The 16,096-nt window shown below is 55.0% G+C and carries 13 protein-coding genes; 7 read left to right on the top strand and 6 right to left on the bottom strand.

Annotated elements, in window-relative coordinates; all coding sequences use genetic code 11:
* The first annotated feature begins 10 nt into the window (after window positions 1–10).
* Both VMW85_01380 and VMW85_01375 read left to right on the top strand, forming a co-directional pair.
* Window positions 11–1,591, top strand: coding sequence for a TrkH family potassium uptake protein (locus tag VMW85_01380; protein ID HUT26688.1), 1,581 nt, complete (start codon window positions 11–13; stop codon window positions 1,589–1,591).
* Between the two features lie 292 nt (window positions 1,592–1,883).
* The gene (locus VMW85_01375; protein HUT26687.1) at window positions 1,884–2,594 is read left to right on the top strand and encodes a 4Fe-4S binding protein; all 711 of its coding nucleotides are present in this window, start codon (window positions 1,884–1,886) and stop codon (window positions 2,592–2,594) included.
* On the opposite strand, the gene VMW85_01370 is transcribed toward VMW85_01375, so the two are convergent.
* The gene (locus VMW85_01370) at window positions 2,584–3,042 is read right to left on the bottom strand and encodes a pyridoxamine 5'-phosphate oxidase family protein (GenBank protein HUT26686.1); all 459 of its coding nucleotides are present in this window, start codon (window positions 3,040–3,042) and stop codon (window positions 2,584–2,586) included. The genes VMW85_01375 and VMW85_01370 overlap by 11 nt on opposite strands.
* Before the next feature lie 4 nt (window positions 3,043–3,046).
* Entirely contained in the window at window positions 3,047–4,795 is a 1,749-nt protein-coding gene (locus VMW85_01365) for a zinc ribbon domain-containing protein (protein HUT26685.1), read from the bottom strand.
* A gap of 153 nt (window positions 4,796–4,948) precedes the next feature.
* Between VMW85_01365 and VMW85_01360 the strand changes: the two genes are divergently transcribed.
* Complete coding sequence (locus VMW85_01360; protein HUT26684.1) at window positions 4,949–5,971, top strand: alcohol dehydrogenase catalytic domain-containing protein; 1,023 nt, start codon at window positions 4,949–4,951, stop codon at window positions 5,969–5,971.
* 15 nt (window positions 5,972–5,986) lie between these two features.
* Window positions 5,987–7,105 (top strand): anthranilate phosphoribosyltransferase, encoded by a 1,119-nt coding sequence (gene trpD, locus VMW85_01355; protein ID HUT26683.1) that lies wholly within the window; start codon window positions 5,987–5,989, stop codon window positions 7,103–7,105.
* A 4-nt stretch (window positions 7,106–7,109) separates the two neighbouring features.
* Here trpD and VMW85_01350 read toward each other — a convergent pair whose 3' ends face one another.
* Window positions 7,110–7,508 (bottom strand): hypothetical protein, encoded by a 399-nt coding sequence (locus VMW85_01350; protein HUT26682.1) that lies wholly within the window; start codon window positions 7,506–7,508, stop codon window positions 7,110–7,112.
* A 217-nt stretch (window positions 7,509–7,725) separates the two neighbouring features.
* Here VMW85_01350 and VMW85_01345 point away from each other — a divergent pair, with 217 nt between their 5' ends.
* Together VMW85_01345 and VMW85_01340 are read left to right on the top strand one after the other, a co-directional pair.
* Window positions 7,726–8,319 (top strand): biotin transporter BioY, encoded by a 594-nt coding sequence (locus VMW85_01345; protein ID HUT26681.1) that lies wholly within the window; start codon window positions 7,726–7,728, stop codon window positions 8,317–8,319.
* Window positions 8,320–8,363: 44 nt separating this feature from the next.
* On the top strand, window positions 8,364–8,558 hold the full coding sequence (locus tag VMW85_01340) for a DUF2116 family Zn-ribbon domain-containing protein (protein ID HUT26680.1): 195 nt from the start codon (window positions 8,364–8,366) through the stop codon (window positions 8,556–8,558).
* Here the strand turns inward: VMW85_01340 and folP are convergent.
* The 3 genes from folP to larA are packed head-to-tail and all read right to left on the bottom strand — an operon-like array spanning window position 8,555 to window position 12,047.
* Window positions 8,555–9,703, bottom strand: coding sequence for a dihydropteroate synthase (folP, locus tag VMW85_01335; GenBank protein HUT26679.1), 1,149 nt, complete (start codon window positions 9,701–9,703; stop codon window positions 8,555–8,557). The genes VMW85_01340 and folP overlap by 4 nt on opposite strands.
* 9 nt (window positions 9,704–9,712) lie before the next feature.
* Entirely contained in the window at window positions 9,713–10,813 is a 1,101-nt protein-coding gene (locus VMW85_01330) for a (Fe-S)-binding protein (GenBank protein HUT26678.1), read from the bottom strand.
* The gene (larA, locus tag VMW85_01325) at window positions 10,806–12,047 is read right to left on the bottom strand and encodes a nickel-dependent lactate racemase (protein ID HUT26677.1); all 1,242 of its coding nucleotides are present in this window, start codon (window positions 12,045–12,047) and stop codon (window positions 10,806–10,808) included. Before larA ends, VMW85_01330 begins: the two co-directional genes overlap by 8 nt.
* 284 nt (window positions 12,048–12,331) lie before the next feature.
* Here larA and VMW85_01320 point away from each other — a divergent pair.
* On the top strand, window positions 12,332–16,096 hold a 3,765-nt coding region (locus VMW85_01320; GenBank protein ID HUT26676.1), incomplete at its 3' end, for a NosD domain-containing protein.

Below are 16,096 nucleotides of genomic sequence, written 5' to 3'. Positions count from 1 at the left end.
AGGAAAAACTATGGCCAGCAATTATGAGAAGTTGAGAAGGGGCTTCGGTCGTCTGGCATATTTATTCGACCGTCTCGACCTGGACGTGGGCGACCTCTTCAACAAGATCGCGCGTAAGGAGAGCGCCATCCCACACATTTTCGGTATATTGCTGGTCTACATGGGGATCGCCCTGATATTTCCCTACATTGTTTCCATGATATACCACGAGGATCCCCGTCCTTGGATATTCCCCCTCCTACTATCTCTCATCTCCGGGATACTCCTGCTCATGCGTTACCGGGCACCGGAGAACACTCGGCCGACGGAGGCGATGTTCGTAGTGGCGACCGGTTGGCTGGCCTTAACAGTAATGGGTTCCATACCTTTCGTTCTTCACGGCATGGGCATTGTTGATGCCCTTTTCGAGACCATGAGCGGGTTCACTACCACCGGCTCCACCATCATGGGCTATGACAACGCGGCGATCATTGAGGCCTGGCCGAAGAGCATACTCTTCTGGAGGAGCTTCACCCAGTGGCTTGGCGGCGCAGGGGTTATCATGATATTCGTAACCATCTTCCCCATGCTGGGTGTGGGAGGCCGCAACCTTTTCAAGAACGAATTTCCCGGTTTGGACGTCCAGAACTTCTCTATGCGCATTCAGGAGGAGGCGCGGAAGTTCCATTACATCTACATATTACTTTCAGCCGCGCAGCTGGGCCTGCTTCTGCTGGCCGGCATCGGTGCTTTCGATTCACTTTGTGTGATGTTCTCCAGCATGTCCACCGGGGGCTTCTCACCCCACTCCACCAGTATCGCATATTACGCCTCGGCGGAAGTAGAGTGGATCGTCATAGCCTTCATGTTCCTGGCAGGGACGAACTTCTATCTGCACTTCCAGGCAATGACCACCCGGGACCCAAAAAGATACTGGAAGAGCTCCGAGTTCAAGATCTATGTATTTCTTATTCTGGCCGCCACGGCCATAATCACATTCGTCATGTGGGGAGGGGCGCTACACGATCTTGAGACCACGGTGCGCATTTCTATGTTCCAAGTGGTCTCCGTGCTCACCTCAACCGGCTTTGCCACGTCCAACTTTGCGATCTGGGACAAGGCCGTGGTGTTCCTGCTGTTCGCCCTTATGGTCATCGGTGGCTCCACCGGTTCTACGGCTGGTGGTATTAAGACCGCCCGTTTCTATCTGTCTCGAGAGTTCATCGCGTCAGCTCTGCACAAGACTGTGCATCCCCGTTCCGTGTTCAATGTAAAAATCGACGGCCGACCACTGAGCCAAGAAGCCATGTCCTCGGTAATGGCCATGGTCATGTGCTATTTCGCCACCGCCTTGGTGGCGGTAGTAACCCTGATCATTCTTGGAGTTGACCCTGCCACATCCATGAGCGCAGCGGTCGCCACGCTCTCCAACGGCGGTCCGGGAATAGGGATGATCGGTCCCTTTGGAACCTACGGGTTGCTTCCGGACCCGGCCAAATTGGTTCTGATATTCACCATGTGGGCTGGACGTCTTGAATTTATAGCCGTCCTCGTATTGTTCACACCGGTCTTCTGGAAAGAGCTAATGCGCTACAGGGAGAGGTATGTGTAAAAGGCAATATCTCCATGTTGCCACCCCCGCATTCTTTCTTTTATCGACTTGGCCCAAGTCCTCAACATCCTGTCTTTACACAATGTAATAGCACTACAGAAGCCGTGTCGGACGCTCCCCGATCCTAACCAGCGGTTGATATCCCGGCCTCATAAGTTCTGGAGCCTGGGGTAAAAGTATGGGGCGGTCTCATTTAGACCACAGATAAGCCGCCGGTTAAGGGGTTTCATTAGTGCGTTCAGGACCGAGGATGGTAAACCCCTTAAATGGACAATGTGTTTGAATAAAGGTAATGTCAAAGATTAAACGGAAGATGATCAAGATCGACGAGGAGAAGTGCACCGGTTGCGGAGAGTGCATACTTTCCTGCGCCGAGGGCGCCATTGTCATAAAGGACGGCAAGGCCAAGGTGGTCAAGGACATGTACTGCGATGGCCTCGGAGCTTGCCTAGGACATTGTCCGGAAGGAGCGCTCTCCATCGAGGAGAGAGAGGCCGAACCCTTCAACGAGGAAGCGGCCAAGGAGTGGGTGGCATCCACTCGTGATCAGGAGGCGCACTCCTGCAACAGCTCCCGCCCCATGGTGATCATGCCATCAAAACCTGCCGAGGCCAGTGAGATTACCTCTCAGTTACAGAACTGGCCCATCCAATTGAACCTTGCCCCGGAGGTAACGTCGGCATACAAGGGCGCGTCCTTGCTCATTGCGGCCGATTGCACCGGCTTCTCCTGCGGAAACGTTCAGAGAGATTTCATCGCTGGACGGGTGGCCATAATCGGCTGCCCAAAGCTGGACGATTTCCAGGCCTACGTAGAAAAGTTGACCAGGATATTCAAAGGCAACGATATCAAGGATATCACCCTGATCCGCATGGACGTGCCATGCTGCGGCGGGCTTCAGCATCTGGTGCACGAAGCGCTCAAGCACAGTGGTAAAGAGCTGCCTCTGCAGGAATACATCGTGGAGCGCTACGGTGGTAAAGTGGTCAAGGTCAGTGCTTAGAACGCTTGCCGCTCATTCTTTCCACCACCACGCGGATCACCGCGGTCAAGGAAAGCGGGTGCTCGTCGAAGTCGAACGGTCCCTTGGCGTAGTGATCCATGATCGCTTCCAAACCTTCCCTCTTCCCTATATCATCCAACACCACGGTGGCATTTCCCATACCAATGACGCTGCGGAAACTGCTGGTCCATTGACATGGTCGGTCACCGCCGATCAAACGAACATCGCTCTCCAGCTCAAAGCATACTCCAGGGTTGCGGCGAATGATGTCCAGCTTCCTACCCTCCTGGGCGCAATGGAAGAAAAAAACACCTCGCCTATATCCAAAGTTCATGGGCACGATGTATGGTTCACCGTCGTCCACCATTCCAAGTCTGCAGACCTCCGCCCTCATTATCACTTGATCCAGCTCGTCCAGGTCCGTGATCTCCCTCTCCGACTTTCTCACTTGATCACCTCAAACGTCCGCCGCAGTAAGGGCAGAACGATCCTCCCTGGTCAAGGCGCCCACAGTATGGACAGTTGCCTGCCAGGTGATTGATCCTCGCCGGGGGTGCCGATCGCCCCCTTCTTTTATCCAACGAAAATATCATTAACAGTCCCAAGCCGACCATGCTCACTACTGCCACCAGCCCTAGCAGGGCATTGAGATCGTTGCCCTCGGGAATTAGCGGTTCGTCGATCGGGACCGCCCCTTCGGAGATGACGAACGGCCCGATGCTGTAGACGTCCTCCGCCCAATTGCCGTCCTGGTCAACGGTCCTGATGTGTATGTAGTACACCCCCGGGGTCAGGGACACGGTGGTCAGATGATCGCTGTTCTGGTCCATGACCTTGTCCGGGGCGGAATGGGGCTGTCCATCGATGATGATCGAATACCCCAATACACCGCTCCCATCGTCCGCCGCCCCCAGCCATCGTAGGTAGAGGGTGCTGTCGAGGGAACCCACATCCACTTCATGGCTGGAGAAGAAGGACGTGGGGTTCGAGGGCGGGTCCAGCTCCATGGGTATACGAGCGTTTTGGAATATGGCCTGAACGTCCGCATCACGCAGTGGCCACGCTCTCTTGATGTCATTTACATCGTTAGGTTGTTCTCGATACATGATGTCCCAGAGAACGCTGAACTCCCTGTCGACCTGATCGCCCCGTTCACTTTCTGGAGCCCGGTCCTCCGAGTCCACACCGTCGTAGATGTCCCAGAACAGGTTGGCCACCGCTCCCTCCACCACAGCACCATCCATGTCCCCTTCGTCGCCGTTCCCGAAGGGGCCATCCGCGAACAAGGTGCTCTCGAGCGAGCTTCCGTCACTACGCTCCGGATCGTTCCCTACCGCCCGTTCGAAGAACTGCGCCCAACCCTCGCTGAAGGCGAAGCCTGGTGAGGACTCACTGTCAATATAATGGGGATCGGGACCGTCCCCGGACGGAAAATTACCTCCCCTAAGCTCGTAATGGATGCAATGGGCATATTCATGCAACGATATCTCGCTCCTCCAGATCGCTCCCGCGACGTCCTCGTCCGATGGTATGTGAATGACATCCCCATGGGAGTGGGGCCAATCCCCTTCCGGCCACACCACCGTGACCGATGAACGCTGCCAACCGGTCTGCTCCCATAACCAGTCCGCTCCTTCCCGAAGGTCGTGGTAGATGGCCCAGGCCCCCCTGGTCTGGTCAGAGATGCTGTATTCGAGCTGTCGGTCTCCAACCAATGTGAACTGCTGTGTGTTCCAATAGTAATTGGGGTCCAGGGCTTTGCTGCCATCCGCTACCCGTACCCAGCGGTCGTCATCAGACTCGATCCGCACCAGATATGTGCCCCCGCTGACATTGTTGAAAACGATCGTACCCTGATCGTCAGTGTAGCCCGATTGGATGGTCTGGTAGGAGTTGATGACCATCCTCTTCAGGTCAACCGATGCGCCATCACAGACATCCATCTCGGTCGTGTCGAGCAAATTGAAGCGGAAGGTGACCGTCACAGTATACAACGCTCCCTCCGCGTGCATTTCCACATCCGCAAGAGGGAAAAGGTCGGTATATGGTTCCGAATCCACCGCAGTATTCAGGTCAAAGGTTTCGAAATTGAATTGTGGCGTTCCATTCGTCATTGAACCATCGAAGTAGCTGGATGACCATACGGTGAGCGTCAGCAATATCAACGTCACGACCAATGCCCTGCGCGTGGCGGAACCCATGCCACGACCTAGGATGCTCCATGTTTAAATCACTTCACTGAGCGGTCATGGCAGATAATGAACGCAATGGCCGTCCGATATCTATCGAATCCTTGAACGTTCATATCAATTAAATAATTGGATGATATATCCAACTCAACTTAAGGTGGGTGTATGAAGGCGGCCATTATGTGTTCCCCGGGTGATCTGAAGATCACTGATACGGAAGACCCAGTCTGTCCGTCCGGAGGGGCATTGCTAAGGGTCCTGGCATGCGCGGTCTGCGGGACCGACGTCAAGATGTTGGAGAACGGCCACCGCGACCTAAGGTACCCCCGGATACCAGGCCACGAGGTCACCGCTGAGATAATGGAGATGCGCGATCCTAGCTCTCTTCTCAGAGAAGGGGACAGGGTGCAGGTCTGGCCCGGAGAATCGTGCGGCCATTGTCGTCACTGCCTCTCAGGCAACGACCATCTGTGTCTCAAGATCGGTATCATGGGTTTTAATCAGGACGGGGGCATGGCAGAGGAACTGGCGGTCAAGGACGTTTCCCGCCTGGTACCCATAGGCGGAGCGGATCCGGTACATCTCACCCTGGCCGAGCCTCTAGCGTGCTGCATCAATGCCCAAGAAAAGCTCGTTGTCGGCGAAGGGGGCACGGTCTTGATCATGGGAGCTGGACCGCTTGGATGCATCAACGCCCAATTGGCCAGGCTAATGGGGGCAAAAAAAGTACTTGTCACTGAAATGGAGCCGCAGCGTCTCAAAGCGGCGCCGAAAGGGCTCTACGACCGTTTGTCGGTTCCCGATCCCACGATCCTAAGGCAGATGATCATGGAAGAGACCTCGGGAGAGGGGGTGGACGTGATCATCCCATGCACACCCAACGTCCGCTTGGACCATGATACGTTCGCTCTACTGGCTTCAGGCGGAAGGATATGTGTGTTCTCCGGTCCCCGAAAGGAGAACTCACCTCTGCCGGTGAACGTGCGTGAGATCCATTATCGAGAGCAGACCCTGATCGGCAGCTACGGCAATTCCAGCCGGCATAACCGTAAGGCGGTGGAGATACTGCGCCAAGGCGAACTGGATCTTAACTGGCTACTGACCGGGCGATTCTCACTTGAAGGTGCGAGGGAAGCCTTCGCATACGCCTCGGTCCGTAAGGGTATGAAGGCAGTGATAACGATCTGAAGAAAGGTGCTACAAATGGAAAATGATCTGAGGGATTTCGGAGCGAAGGTCGACGCGCTGATCAAAGGAGAGCACATCGGGCGAAGCCATGCCCGAGATATGTTCCGTGAGGTGTTGCTCAACAAGCAGCCCGATCTGCAGCAAGGCGCCTTCTTAGCCGCTCTGACCGCCATAGGCGCCACGCCGGAGGAGATCGCCGGTAGTTGGGAAGCGATATACGAGATAGACACTGTCAAGGTCAGACCGGAGGTCTCCGGACCGCTGGTTGAGAACTGCGGCACCGGTATGGACCGCATTAAGACCTTCAACATCAGCACCTTGGCATCGGTGGTCGCGGCTGCCGACGGGGTCTTCATGGCCAAGCATGGAGCCAGAGCGATCACATCCAAATGCGGCATAGTCGACATCGCCGAGACCCTGGGCGTGGACGTGGAATGCGACCCGTCAGTAGTTAAGCGCAGCGTGGAAGTGGCCGGTATCGGGCTCTTCAACGGCATGAGCGCCAAGGTGCATCCCCAGGCGCTTTACCGCATTCTATCGCAGATACGTTTCGGCACCATCCTCAACGTGGCCGGTTCTCTGGCCAACCCCGCCTCACCTGAGATCGGGGTGCGCGGAGTGTACTCCGTTGACCTGGTGCGGCCATTGGCTAAGACCATGCGAGAGATGGGGTACAAGAAGGGCATAGTGGCCCACGGTCTGGACGGCAGCGGCCAACGGGGAATGGACGAGCTATCAACTTTGGGCCGAACCATCATGGCCGAGTTCCACCAGGATGGGGAGATCACCAACTACGAGATCACCCCGCAGAAGATGGGGCTGTCCACGGGGGAGGAGAAGGTCATCCTCAGCAGTTTGGACAGGGAAGAGGAAGCCATTCGATTCATCAGGGTGTTGTCCGGAGAGGAGAAGGGAGCCCGTCGGGACATCGTGGCCCTGAACACGGCTCCGATACTATACCTCAATGGCAACGTTTCCAGTCTGAACGAGGGCGTCGCCCGGGCCATGGACATCATGGATAGTGGCAAGGCCTTGGAAAAACTGAGGGACTGGGTCCGGGTCCAGAACTCCGAGGACCCCGGAATTAAGCTGGAAAAACTGGAGATCATGGTGGGGGCGGCCTACGCCGTCTAACCCATCAATCCTTTTTCATCTTCTTATCCTCTGCCTTTTTCATTTTATACCATTCAGACATGCGTTGCCGGTGCTCGTCCTCCGGTTCCACGGCAGTGATGATCAGGGCCGCCATCTGCTCCTCGTCATCTAGTTCGACCATGGGATATTCCACGCTCTTGATGATCCTCTGTATGAATGATTTAAGGAATTGCACATCATCGGCGTTACAGGTCTCGGGCAGTTTCATCTTGAAGACATGCAACTTCTGGTGAATGTCCAGGTAATGGCTGAATTCGGCCTGTTCCAGTAATTCTAGGAAGCGCGGTCGGTCCTTGCGTCTCTTGGACAGTTCCCTCATCCTTTCTGCCCATATGGACCCGAATTGGACCATGACACCTTCTTCGCCGAACACCTTCCACATGTTCCCCAAAAACCCCCTGATGGCAATTAAACCTTGCCATCCAACTTTCCGTCGACCTTCACATGAAAGCTCCGCTGTACTATGTTGACATTATCTATTTTTCGTAATTTCTATGCGAATAACACAGATTATCGCCTAATTGTCCTCCACAATCACCAACTGGACCAGGTATGACGCAGCAAATCTTTATGAACGCCACGGTCATTCCCTTTCCCCGATGCATATTAACGAAACGGTCATGAGATTCCGCCTATCGGCCTCTGCTCCGCTATACCGCTGGAGGGAGGAGTCCAGCTTGATCACCAAGCTGAGCGCGGCCCTGCTCTTCGCTTTGCTGACGGCCTTGGCCGCTCAGGTGCGTTTCGTTCTCCCTTTCACACCGGTGCCGCTTACTGGCCAGATCCTGATGGTGTTGCTTGGGGCCGCGGTCCTGGGACGTTTCGGAACCTTGAGCCAGGTGATGTACCTGGGCATGGGTGCGTCCTTCGGCTGGTTCACCGGGATGATGGGGACGGCCGCCCTGTTAGGGGTCACCGGGGGATACCTGCTCGGTTTTGTATTGGCCGCCGGCATAATGGGTGAACTAGTGGAGAGGAGGCAGCATTGGAGCGGTGGACAGGTCCTAGCGGTCATGACCTTGGGCATGGTGGTCATCTATGCTCTGGGAGCAGGGCAGCTGGCCCTACTGCTCGGCCTTAACTTTTGGGAGGCTCTCGCCCTAGGCGTACTGCCCTTTTTGCTGGTCGACGCTCTGAAGGTCGTAATGGCATCGAGCATCGCTATGCTCTTTCTGCGACCTCGTTCAGCCTAAACCCTTATCTCCCCCCTTTCCTTTCCAAGTACGAGGAGATCGAGTTGTCCCTTCTACCAGAGCATTCCCACTGTCTGAATTGCGATGAACCAGTGGACGAGGGTCAGGAATACTGCTCCGAAGAATGTAAAGCCATAATGAAAGGCGAGCAACAAAAGGAGCGCAATAGGAACATGTTCATGTTCGCCATCGTCGCGGTGGTGCTGATCGCCATAACGCTCTTAGTGAGCTTCGGTTAACGACCTTCCATTATCGAATGGACCATCTTAACGGTCCTAACCGTCTCCTTGACGTCATGCACCCTGAACAATCGAACGCCTTGCCAGCATGCCACCGCTGCCGAGGCCAGGCTACCTTCCAAACGATCGGTAGATTCCCCATCCAGGACCCGGGCCACGAAGGATTTGCGCGACGCACCCAACAGGACAGGTCTCCCTAGGGAGCGATATTCGTCCAGTCGTCGCATTATTTGCAGGTTGCCCTTAAGGTCCTTGCCGAAACCCAGCCCGGGATCGACCGCCAGGCTTTCCCATCGAACCCCTTTGCGGACAGCTTGCTCCACACGCTTCTCGAGGAAAGCATAGGTGTCCCCTACCACATCCACGTATTGAGTGTCAGACTGCATGTTGGCCGGTTCTCCCCTCATGTGCATGATGAAGGCTCCGGCACCAGCATCCCGTACGACTGTCGTCATCTCCTCGCCTAGCCCTGATACGTCATTGACCAAGGAAGCCCCGGCGCGCAAGGCCTTCCGGGCTACCTCCGGTCTCCTGGTATCCACCGATACAGGGAGGCCGACCTCCTCGCTCACCCTGGCGATGACCTTGGATATGCGCGCCCATTCCTCATCGGCCGGAACGACCGACGCACCGGGCCTGGTGGACTCTCCGCCGACATCGATCAGGTCGGCTCCCTCGGACCTCATCTGCTCCGCTCGCGCCACTGCCGCTTCGACATCAAAATGTTTCCCCCCATCGGAAAAAGAGTCAGGTGTCACGTTCAAAATGCCCATTATTCTTGGTCGGGAGAGGTCCATTGACCCACCGGACCATTCGAAGACCGGCGCCTCCTCCTGATCACGACGCTTCCAGGCCAAGGTCATCTCCTGAACCTTCTCCGGGGTCGCTCCCCCCATAAGCATCGCTTCCAGTACCACTGGGGTGATGGCTATGAGCGCCCTCTCCCCTTTGCACAGGCATCCCTGCCCTCCCCGAACCTTCACTTCCTGCACCAGCGTCAAGGCGTCATTCCGGACGATGTCGTCCAAGAAGATGAACCGCTTGCTCGTCAGGTCACTACGGCCAAAGGTACCTTCTGGAACCCCCAGGCGCCGCCATTCCGCCAGGGCCTCGGTGATGCCGCCATAGGTACGAACTCTGGCCATGTCCACCTCTCACAAGAGTCGGTCCACCAGCTGGACCAGGTCCACGATCTCAGGTGCGGGGCGACCTTCCGCTCCGGCCTTGAGGTTGTTCACACAGAACGGGCAGGTGGTCACCAGCAGGTCGGCGAACGAGGCATCGTCCACGCGGTGGCCGGCGATGGCCTTTGATAGTTCAGGGTAAGCGGAACGAACGCCACCCCCTCCACCGCAGCAGACCGCCGTCTCCCGGTTCCGACCCATCTCCTTGAACTCCGCCTCCGGTATGCTGGACAGTATCTTTCGGGGAGCGTCGTAGACACCGCAGTGCCGACCCAGATGGCATGGGTCGTGATAGGTGATCACCCCTTTCATCGGACGAAGTTTCAATTCTTTCTCCGCCAGATATTCGGTGATATGCTGCACCTCGAACCCAAGATCGAAGCGCTTAGGATATTCCTCCTTGAACATGCGGTAGCAGCCAGCGCAGGAGTAGATGACCTTCTCTACCCCCAGAGAACGGATCTTCTCCAGATTCCTTTCCCATAGTCTTTCCACCTCTTCCTCGGGAACTCCGATGCGCTGCAGTACGCTACCGCAGCAGACCTCGTCCAGCAGGGTATAGTCCTCATCCAGCTTGTCCAGTATGGATATGGTGGCTTCGGCCAGCTCCCTGTCCCGGTAGGTGGCAGTGCAGCCGACAAAATAGCCTATCTTGGCTTTCCTTGGATGGCGTCCCAAGGTCTCCGGCACGCTATCCGTCTCTCCATACGGGTTGCCGGTCCTCACCACCTTCTCGACGATGGCGCGATGGCGGGGCAGCATGTGTCCGGCGGCCACCAGGTCACGGCGGGCGCTCTCCACCACGTTCACCACGGAAATGTTGGAGGGACAGCGGCGCTCACAATCCTTGCAGGTGGTGCACTGGTAAAGGTATTCCAATACTGAAGGGTCGGCCGGCACCTCCTTCTGCAGCAGCCCATAGGCCAACACCATCCTTCCCCGAGCCACGCTGGCATCCCAGCCTATAATCTTGAACGTCGGACATACGCTCTTGCAGAACCCGCAATAGGTACAGGTCATCAGTTCCTTCTTCACCTTCTGCAGGTTCTTGGCATCGATGGTATCACTCATGTTCACGCACCTTCGGTACGGTCACGCTGCCGTCCAACAGGACCAGTATCTCTGCGTCAGGCTTATTTGAAAGCAATCGGTCCACCGCCTCCTGCAGACTGGGAAAGGGAGTGACGTTCATTCTCTCCAGCACTCCGGTCGGCAGATCGGTGACCGCCCACACCTCCGCCTGGCACATGATCTCGGCCATCTTGGCCGCCTTATGATATCCCAATCTGTACTCCTCGGTCAGAGCTTGCAGGATGGTCCGAGGGTCCGGGGAACGGCTGAGCTGTTTCACGAAAGTATCGTCTCCCACACCTTCTCGGCACTTGGAGACCAGGATGAGCGTTCCGCTCTCCTTCAAGGCCCACTTGGCATTGTCGATGGCCTTCTGTGATTGGTACAGGTCCACGTCCATTGGATACGGCGCTACGGTGATCACCGCGTCGTATCTTTTCGGAATATCGATCGAGAACACTTGATCGGCCCAGACGATGGCCTGGTGGAACGCATCATGCAGTTCACCGGCCGCCGCCCGGTAGATCTCCTGATGACGGTCCAGCACTACCTGGATAGAGAAGATGTCCTTCTTTACCACCGATAAGGCGTCCATCATGTCCTCGTGCACTGGATTTCCCTCCAGGACGAGCGCTTTTGCCTCCGGTCTCATGGCCAACTTATGGTTCTGTTCAATGGTCTTGAACGAGGCCACGCCCGGCAGGAACGATTTTCTTCCTCCGGTGTAACCGGCGAAGTAATGAGGTTCCACACTGGTGATTATGATGAGGCGGTCAGCATCCACCGCTACCTGGTTCACGTCCATGTCCGTGCCGTTCTTGGAGATGCCCAGATGTACGGTCGGAGAAAGATGGGCGTCATGGACCAAGATGCGATCGCGCAAGATCTCCAAACGATCTCCGAATATGAATCGCAGCTCCTCCTCCGTTGGGCCGCGGTGGGCGCCGGTGGCGATGAGGTAACGTGCCTGGTGCAGGTTCATGTGATCGGCCAGGGCGTCCAGGACCTTGGCGGTGGGCGTGGGGCGAGTACCGTCGTTGACGATGAAGACGACGTCCTCTCCCCCTTCAAGGAACGATTCCAGGGAGCGCTCGCCGCAGGGGTGGGAAAGCGCATGGTCGATCTTCTTGGCAGACCCACAGACCTCATTGGGCCCGGCTATCCTGGCCAGATTGACATCTGGCACCTCTGCCTCGATGGTCCCCTTCTCCCCATATGGCAACTTCAATCGCATGCGTTCCACCGTTGGCTAAATTACTATTAAAGAATTGTCATAGAAGAGCTTTAGTGAGCAATGGGGCGATGGACGTAGGTTCGTTGAAAGCCGTCTCCAAGCCGACCGATCTAATGATCCATAGAATTCTCAGTTTGGAAAGAACAAAGGAAAGCATTAGGACATTGGTCACTGTTCCCCCCTTTCATCTCGATTGGGGGAGCATTCTCTTGAGTAAAGTGTTAGCTAGATCGGTTGGGCTTTTAATAGCGTTGTTGATCACCGCAATATTCCTTTCTTCCGGAATGGTGGGAACGGCCGCCGCCTTTGAGGTGCACGATCCCATATCCATTGATGGTAATGGCGCGCTGGCGTCAGCGGGATTTCCTGGCAATGGTACGGTGGACAATCCCTATCTCATCCAAGGCTACGAGATCAACGGCAATGGTAGCTATGCCATCTACATTCACAACACGAACGCTTACCTGACCATCCGCGACTGCCACCTTTACGGGGCGACCGGTGGGGGCAAAGCTGGAATCTATCTCGGCGCATGTGAAAACGTTAAACTGATCAACAACACCTGTAACGGCAACGCTGTTGGTATTATCATATCATCTTGCAACGGCAACTTGATAATGAACAACGTCTGCAATGACAATATCAATGGGATTTATTTAACCCGCTCGTCGGTTAACACCATTTCGGGAAACAATTGTAATGGAAATCTTAACGAAGGTATCTATTTAGAACAATCATGGGGCAATACCATATCGAGCAACGTCTGCAGTGATAACGTCTATAGGGGCATTTACATATGGTATTCGGATGGCACCGTCATAACCAACAACGACTGTATCAATAACACCGAAGGTGGCATTTATGTTCTGTTGAGCAATAATAACCAGCTGACGAACAACACGTGCACCTTTAGCAATCATTCTACTTTCACCTATTCTGGGGGAATATTCCTCCGCCAATCCATCGGCAGTGCGGTCACCAGCAACGACTGCAATAATAACATCAACGGGATCTTACTTCGGTCCTCTACAAACATAATGGTCTCCTCCAATTACTGCGATGACAACCTAGTGAGCGGCATCAACCTGATACAATCAAGCTCGAACAATGATATTGCCAACAACACCTGCACTGGCAATGGCGAAAACGGTATCCGGTTGGATACATCAAGCAACAACGTGTTAGATAATAACGTCTGCAACGACACGCCCTACCACGGCATCTGTCTGGCATCCTCCAGCAACTTCAACACGATATCGAACAACACCTGCGGCAACAACTCCAACGGCATCCATCTGGCTTTCAGCTCTAACAACAACGTTATCGAGTACAACGATCTCAACGACAACACCGCGTACGGCATCTACCTGATCGAACACTGTGAATCTAACCGTTTAAAGAACAACACCTGCAGCGAAAATGAAATAGGCATCTACCTGTACGTGTCGAGCAGCAACGTCATATCTAACAATGCCTGCGACGACTGCAGCTCCAACGGCATCTTCCTATACCAATCGGACAGCAACACCATATCCAACAACACCGACACTGGCAATGGCGATAGCGGTATCCGGTTGGATTCATCGAGCAACAATACATTGGTGAGCAACACCTGCACCGGTGGCAGCTATGGCATTTTCTTGTCCTCTTCGAGCAATAACACCTTAGTGAACAACAACTGCACCGGTAATGGCATCGATCTGGAGGGGTTGTGCGACTTCAACACGATATCGAACAACACCTGTAGCAACATCAGAATATCGAGCGGTTGCAACAATACCGTTTCCAACAACACCTGCAGCGATAGTGGCGGCCGCGGCATCTCATTATCGAACGGCAGCAACGATAATAACGTGTCCAACAACACCTGCAGCAACAATTTCTTCGGTATTTTCCTGATAGGGGACCGCAATATCATATCTGACAATGACTGCTACGATAACACCAACGGCATCTCCGTCCTGGATGGTAGCGGCAACGCTATCTCGAACAACAAATGCCACGACAACACCGAGGCCGGGATAAACCTGACGTCCTCGAACAACGTGGTCGCGAACAACGACTGCAACAACAACAAATATGGCATCTTCGTCCAGAATGGTGGCGATAACACCATCGCGAACAACGGCTGCAGCAACAATATCTACGGCATCTACCTGTACGAATCGAGCAACAACACCGTATCCTCCAACACCTGCGTCGATAATCAGGTAAGCATCTACCTGTGCGGATCGAGCAACACCGTATCCAACAACAACTGCGACAACAGTGGATCATACGGCATCTGCCTGGACCAATCGAGCAACAACACCATATCTAACAACGACTGCAATGGTAACTATTACGGATTCTACCTGTACAAATCGAGCAACAACACTATAATTAACAACGACTGCACCGAAAATTCAGACTGCGGCATCAACCTGTACCGATCGAGCAACAACACGATATCCAACAACGATTGTAGCGATGATGGTCGCTTCGGCATCTATCTCTTCATGCAGAGCAACTACAACACCATCTTTAACAACGATTGCAACAACGATCACGTAGGCATCTTCCCGGACGGATCGAGCAACAACCTCATATCCAACAACACCTGCAGCGAAAATTCCTATGGCATCGTCCTGGAAGGATCGAGCAACAACATCATATCCAACAACACCTGCAACGCCTGCACCGACTACGGCATCTACCTGTATGGATCGAGCAATTTCAACCATATTTTCTATAATGTGCTGACGAACAACAATGGCGCTTCTTCAATGTACAACTCATCGCAGGTGCAGGCATACGATGAATGCACGAACTATTGGAACTCGTCATCGTACGGCAACCATTGGAGCGACTGGACCGCGCCGGACGCCGATGGCGACGGCATCGTCGATACGCCATACGCGATCGATGGCGGGAGCAATTCGGACCTCTTCCCGGTCGCATCGTTGCTGACGCTAGAAATGACCTGCCCGGTATCCTCGCCGTTCTATACCAATGCGGCCAGCATCACCATCTCCGGAACCGCCTATGGCGGCTTCGGGGGGAACGTCATCACCTGGTCTAATGAGCGAACGGGTGGGTCTGGGATATGTGACGGCACTTATTCCTGGACCGCCACCTTCGATCTCGCCCTCGGTGTGAACGATATCATCCTGACGGCCACCGATTCGACCGGTCGATGTTCCATAATGAACGTGACGGTCGTGTACGATACCACTGCTCCGGCCCTTGATATCGTCTCACCCGCCGATGGTGCATACAACAACACCGGCAACGTGACGGTGCAATGGGCCGCCAGTGACAACGTGGGCATCGCCTACTACAATGTCAGCATCGACAATGCCGCTTGGACCACCGTGAGCGGAACGAGCTATGAGTTCATCGGTCTCGATGACGGCGATCACACCGTCCTCGTTCAGGCCTACGATTTGGCCGGTAACTTCAACGAGACCACGGTGGCCTTCGTCGTCGACACTACCGCTCCGACGCTGACCATAACCTCGCCTGCTAACGGCTCGTATAACAACACCGGCAACGTGACGGTGCAATGGGCCGCCAGTGACAACGTGGGCATCGCCTACTACAATGTCAGCATCGACAATGCCGCTTGGACCACCGTGAGCGGAACGAGCCAGGTGTTCAATGGCCTCGAGAACGGTAACCACACCGTCATGGTTCAGGCCTACGATCTGGCCGGTAACTCCAACGAGACCACGGTCTCATTCATGGTCGACACGGTCGCTCCGACCATCACCTTCACGCCGACCGGAAGCGCGTTGGCCCTGAACGTCACGATGAGCGTCACCTTCTCCGAGACGATGAACATCACCTCGGTGCTCATCACCGTCAACGGCATCCCTGGCACCTTATCATGGAGCGGTGAGGTAGCAACAATAACGCCCTCGGCGGCGCTGACGTTCAACACGACGTACACGGTCGTGGTGAGCGGCAAGGACCTGGCAGGTAACTCGATCGACCAGGAGTGGTCGTTCAGCACCCTCAAGGACGAAGGTACCGTCGCCGGGACGATAAGGGACCAGAACGGGAACGCC

The organism is Methanomassiliicoccales archaeon, from assembly GCA_035527755.1.
Lineage (GTDB): Archaea > Thermoplasmatota > Thermoplasmata > Methanomassiliicoccales > UBA472 > UBA472.
The sequence above is the reverse complement of the archived record's forward strand: the minus strand, read 5'-3'. Positions and strand labels throughout refer to the sequence as shown.

What these genes read in the sequence shown, in the direction of transcription:
- VMW85_01360 (HUT26684.1), top strand. Translation starts at nt 4,949, where the DNA reads ATGAAGGCGGCCATTATGTGTTCCCCGGGTGATCTGAAGATCACTGAT.
- trpD (HUT26683.1), top strand. Translation starts at nt 5,987, where the DNA reads ATGGAAAATGATCTGAGGGATTTCGGAGCGAAGGTCGACGCGCTGATC.
- VMW85_01380 (HUT26688.1), top strand. Translation starts at nt 11, where the DNA reads ATGGCCAGCAATTATGAGAAGTTGAGAAGGGGCTTCGGTCGTCTGGCA.
- VMW85_01365 (HUT26685.1), bottom strand. Translation starts at nt 4,795, where the DNA reads ATGGGTTCCGCCACGCGCAGGGCATTGGTCGTGACGTTGATATTGCTG.
- VMW85_01375 (HUT26687.1), top strand. Translation starts at nt 1,884, where the DNA reads ATGTCAAAGATTAAACGGAAGATGATCAAGATCGACGAGGAGAAGTGC.
- larA (HUT26677.1), bottom strand. Translation starts at nt 12,047, where the DNA reads ATGCGATTGAAGTTGCCATATGGGGAGAAGGGGACCATCGAGGCAGAG.
- VMW85_01345 (HUT26681.1), top strand. Translation starts at nt 7,726, where the DNA reads ATGCATATTAACGAAACGGTCATGAGATTCCGCCTATCGGCCTCTGCT.
- folP (HUT26679.1), bottom strand. Translation starts at nt 9,703, where the DNA reads ATGGCCAGAGTTCGTACCTATGGCGGCATCACCGAGGCCCTGGCGGAA.
- VMW85_01350 (HUT26682.1), bottom strand. Translation starts at nt 7,508, where the DNA reads ATGTGGAAGGTGTTCGGCGAAGAAGGTGTCATGGTCCAATTCGGGTCC.
- VMW85_01330 (HUT26678.1), bottom strand. Translation starts at nt 10,813, where the DNA reads ATGAGTGATACCATCGATGCCAAGAACCTGCAGAAGGTGAAGAAGGAA.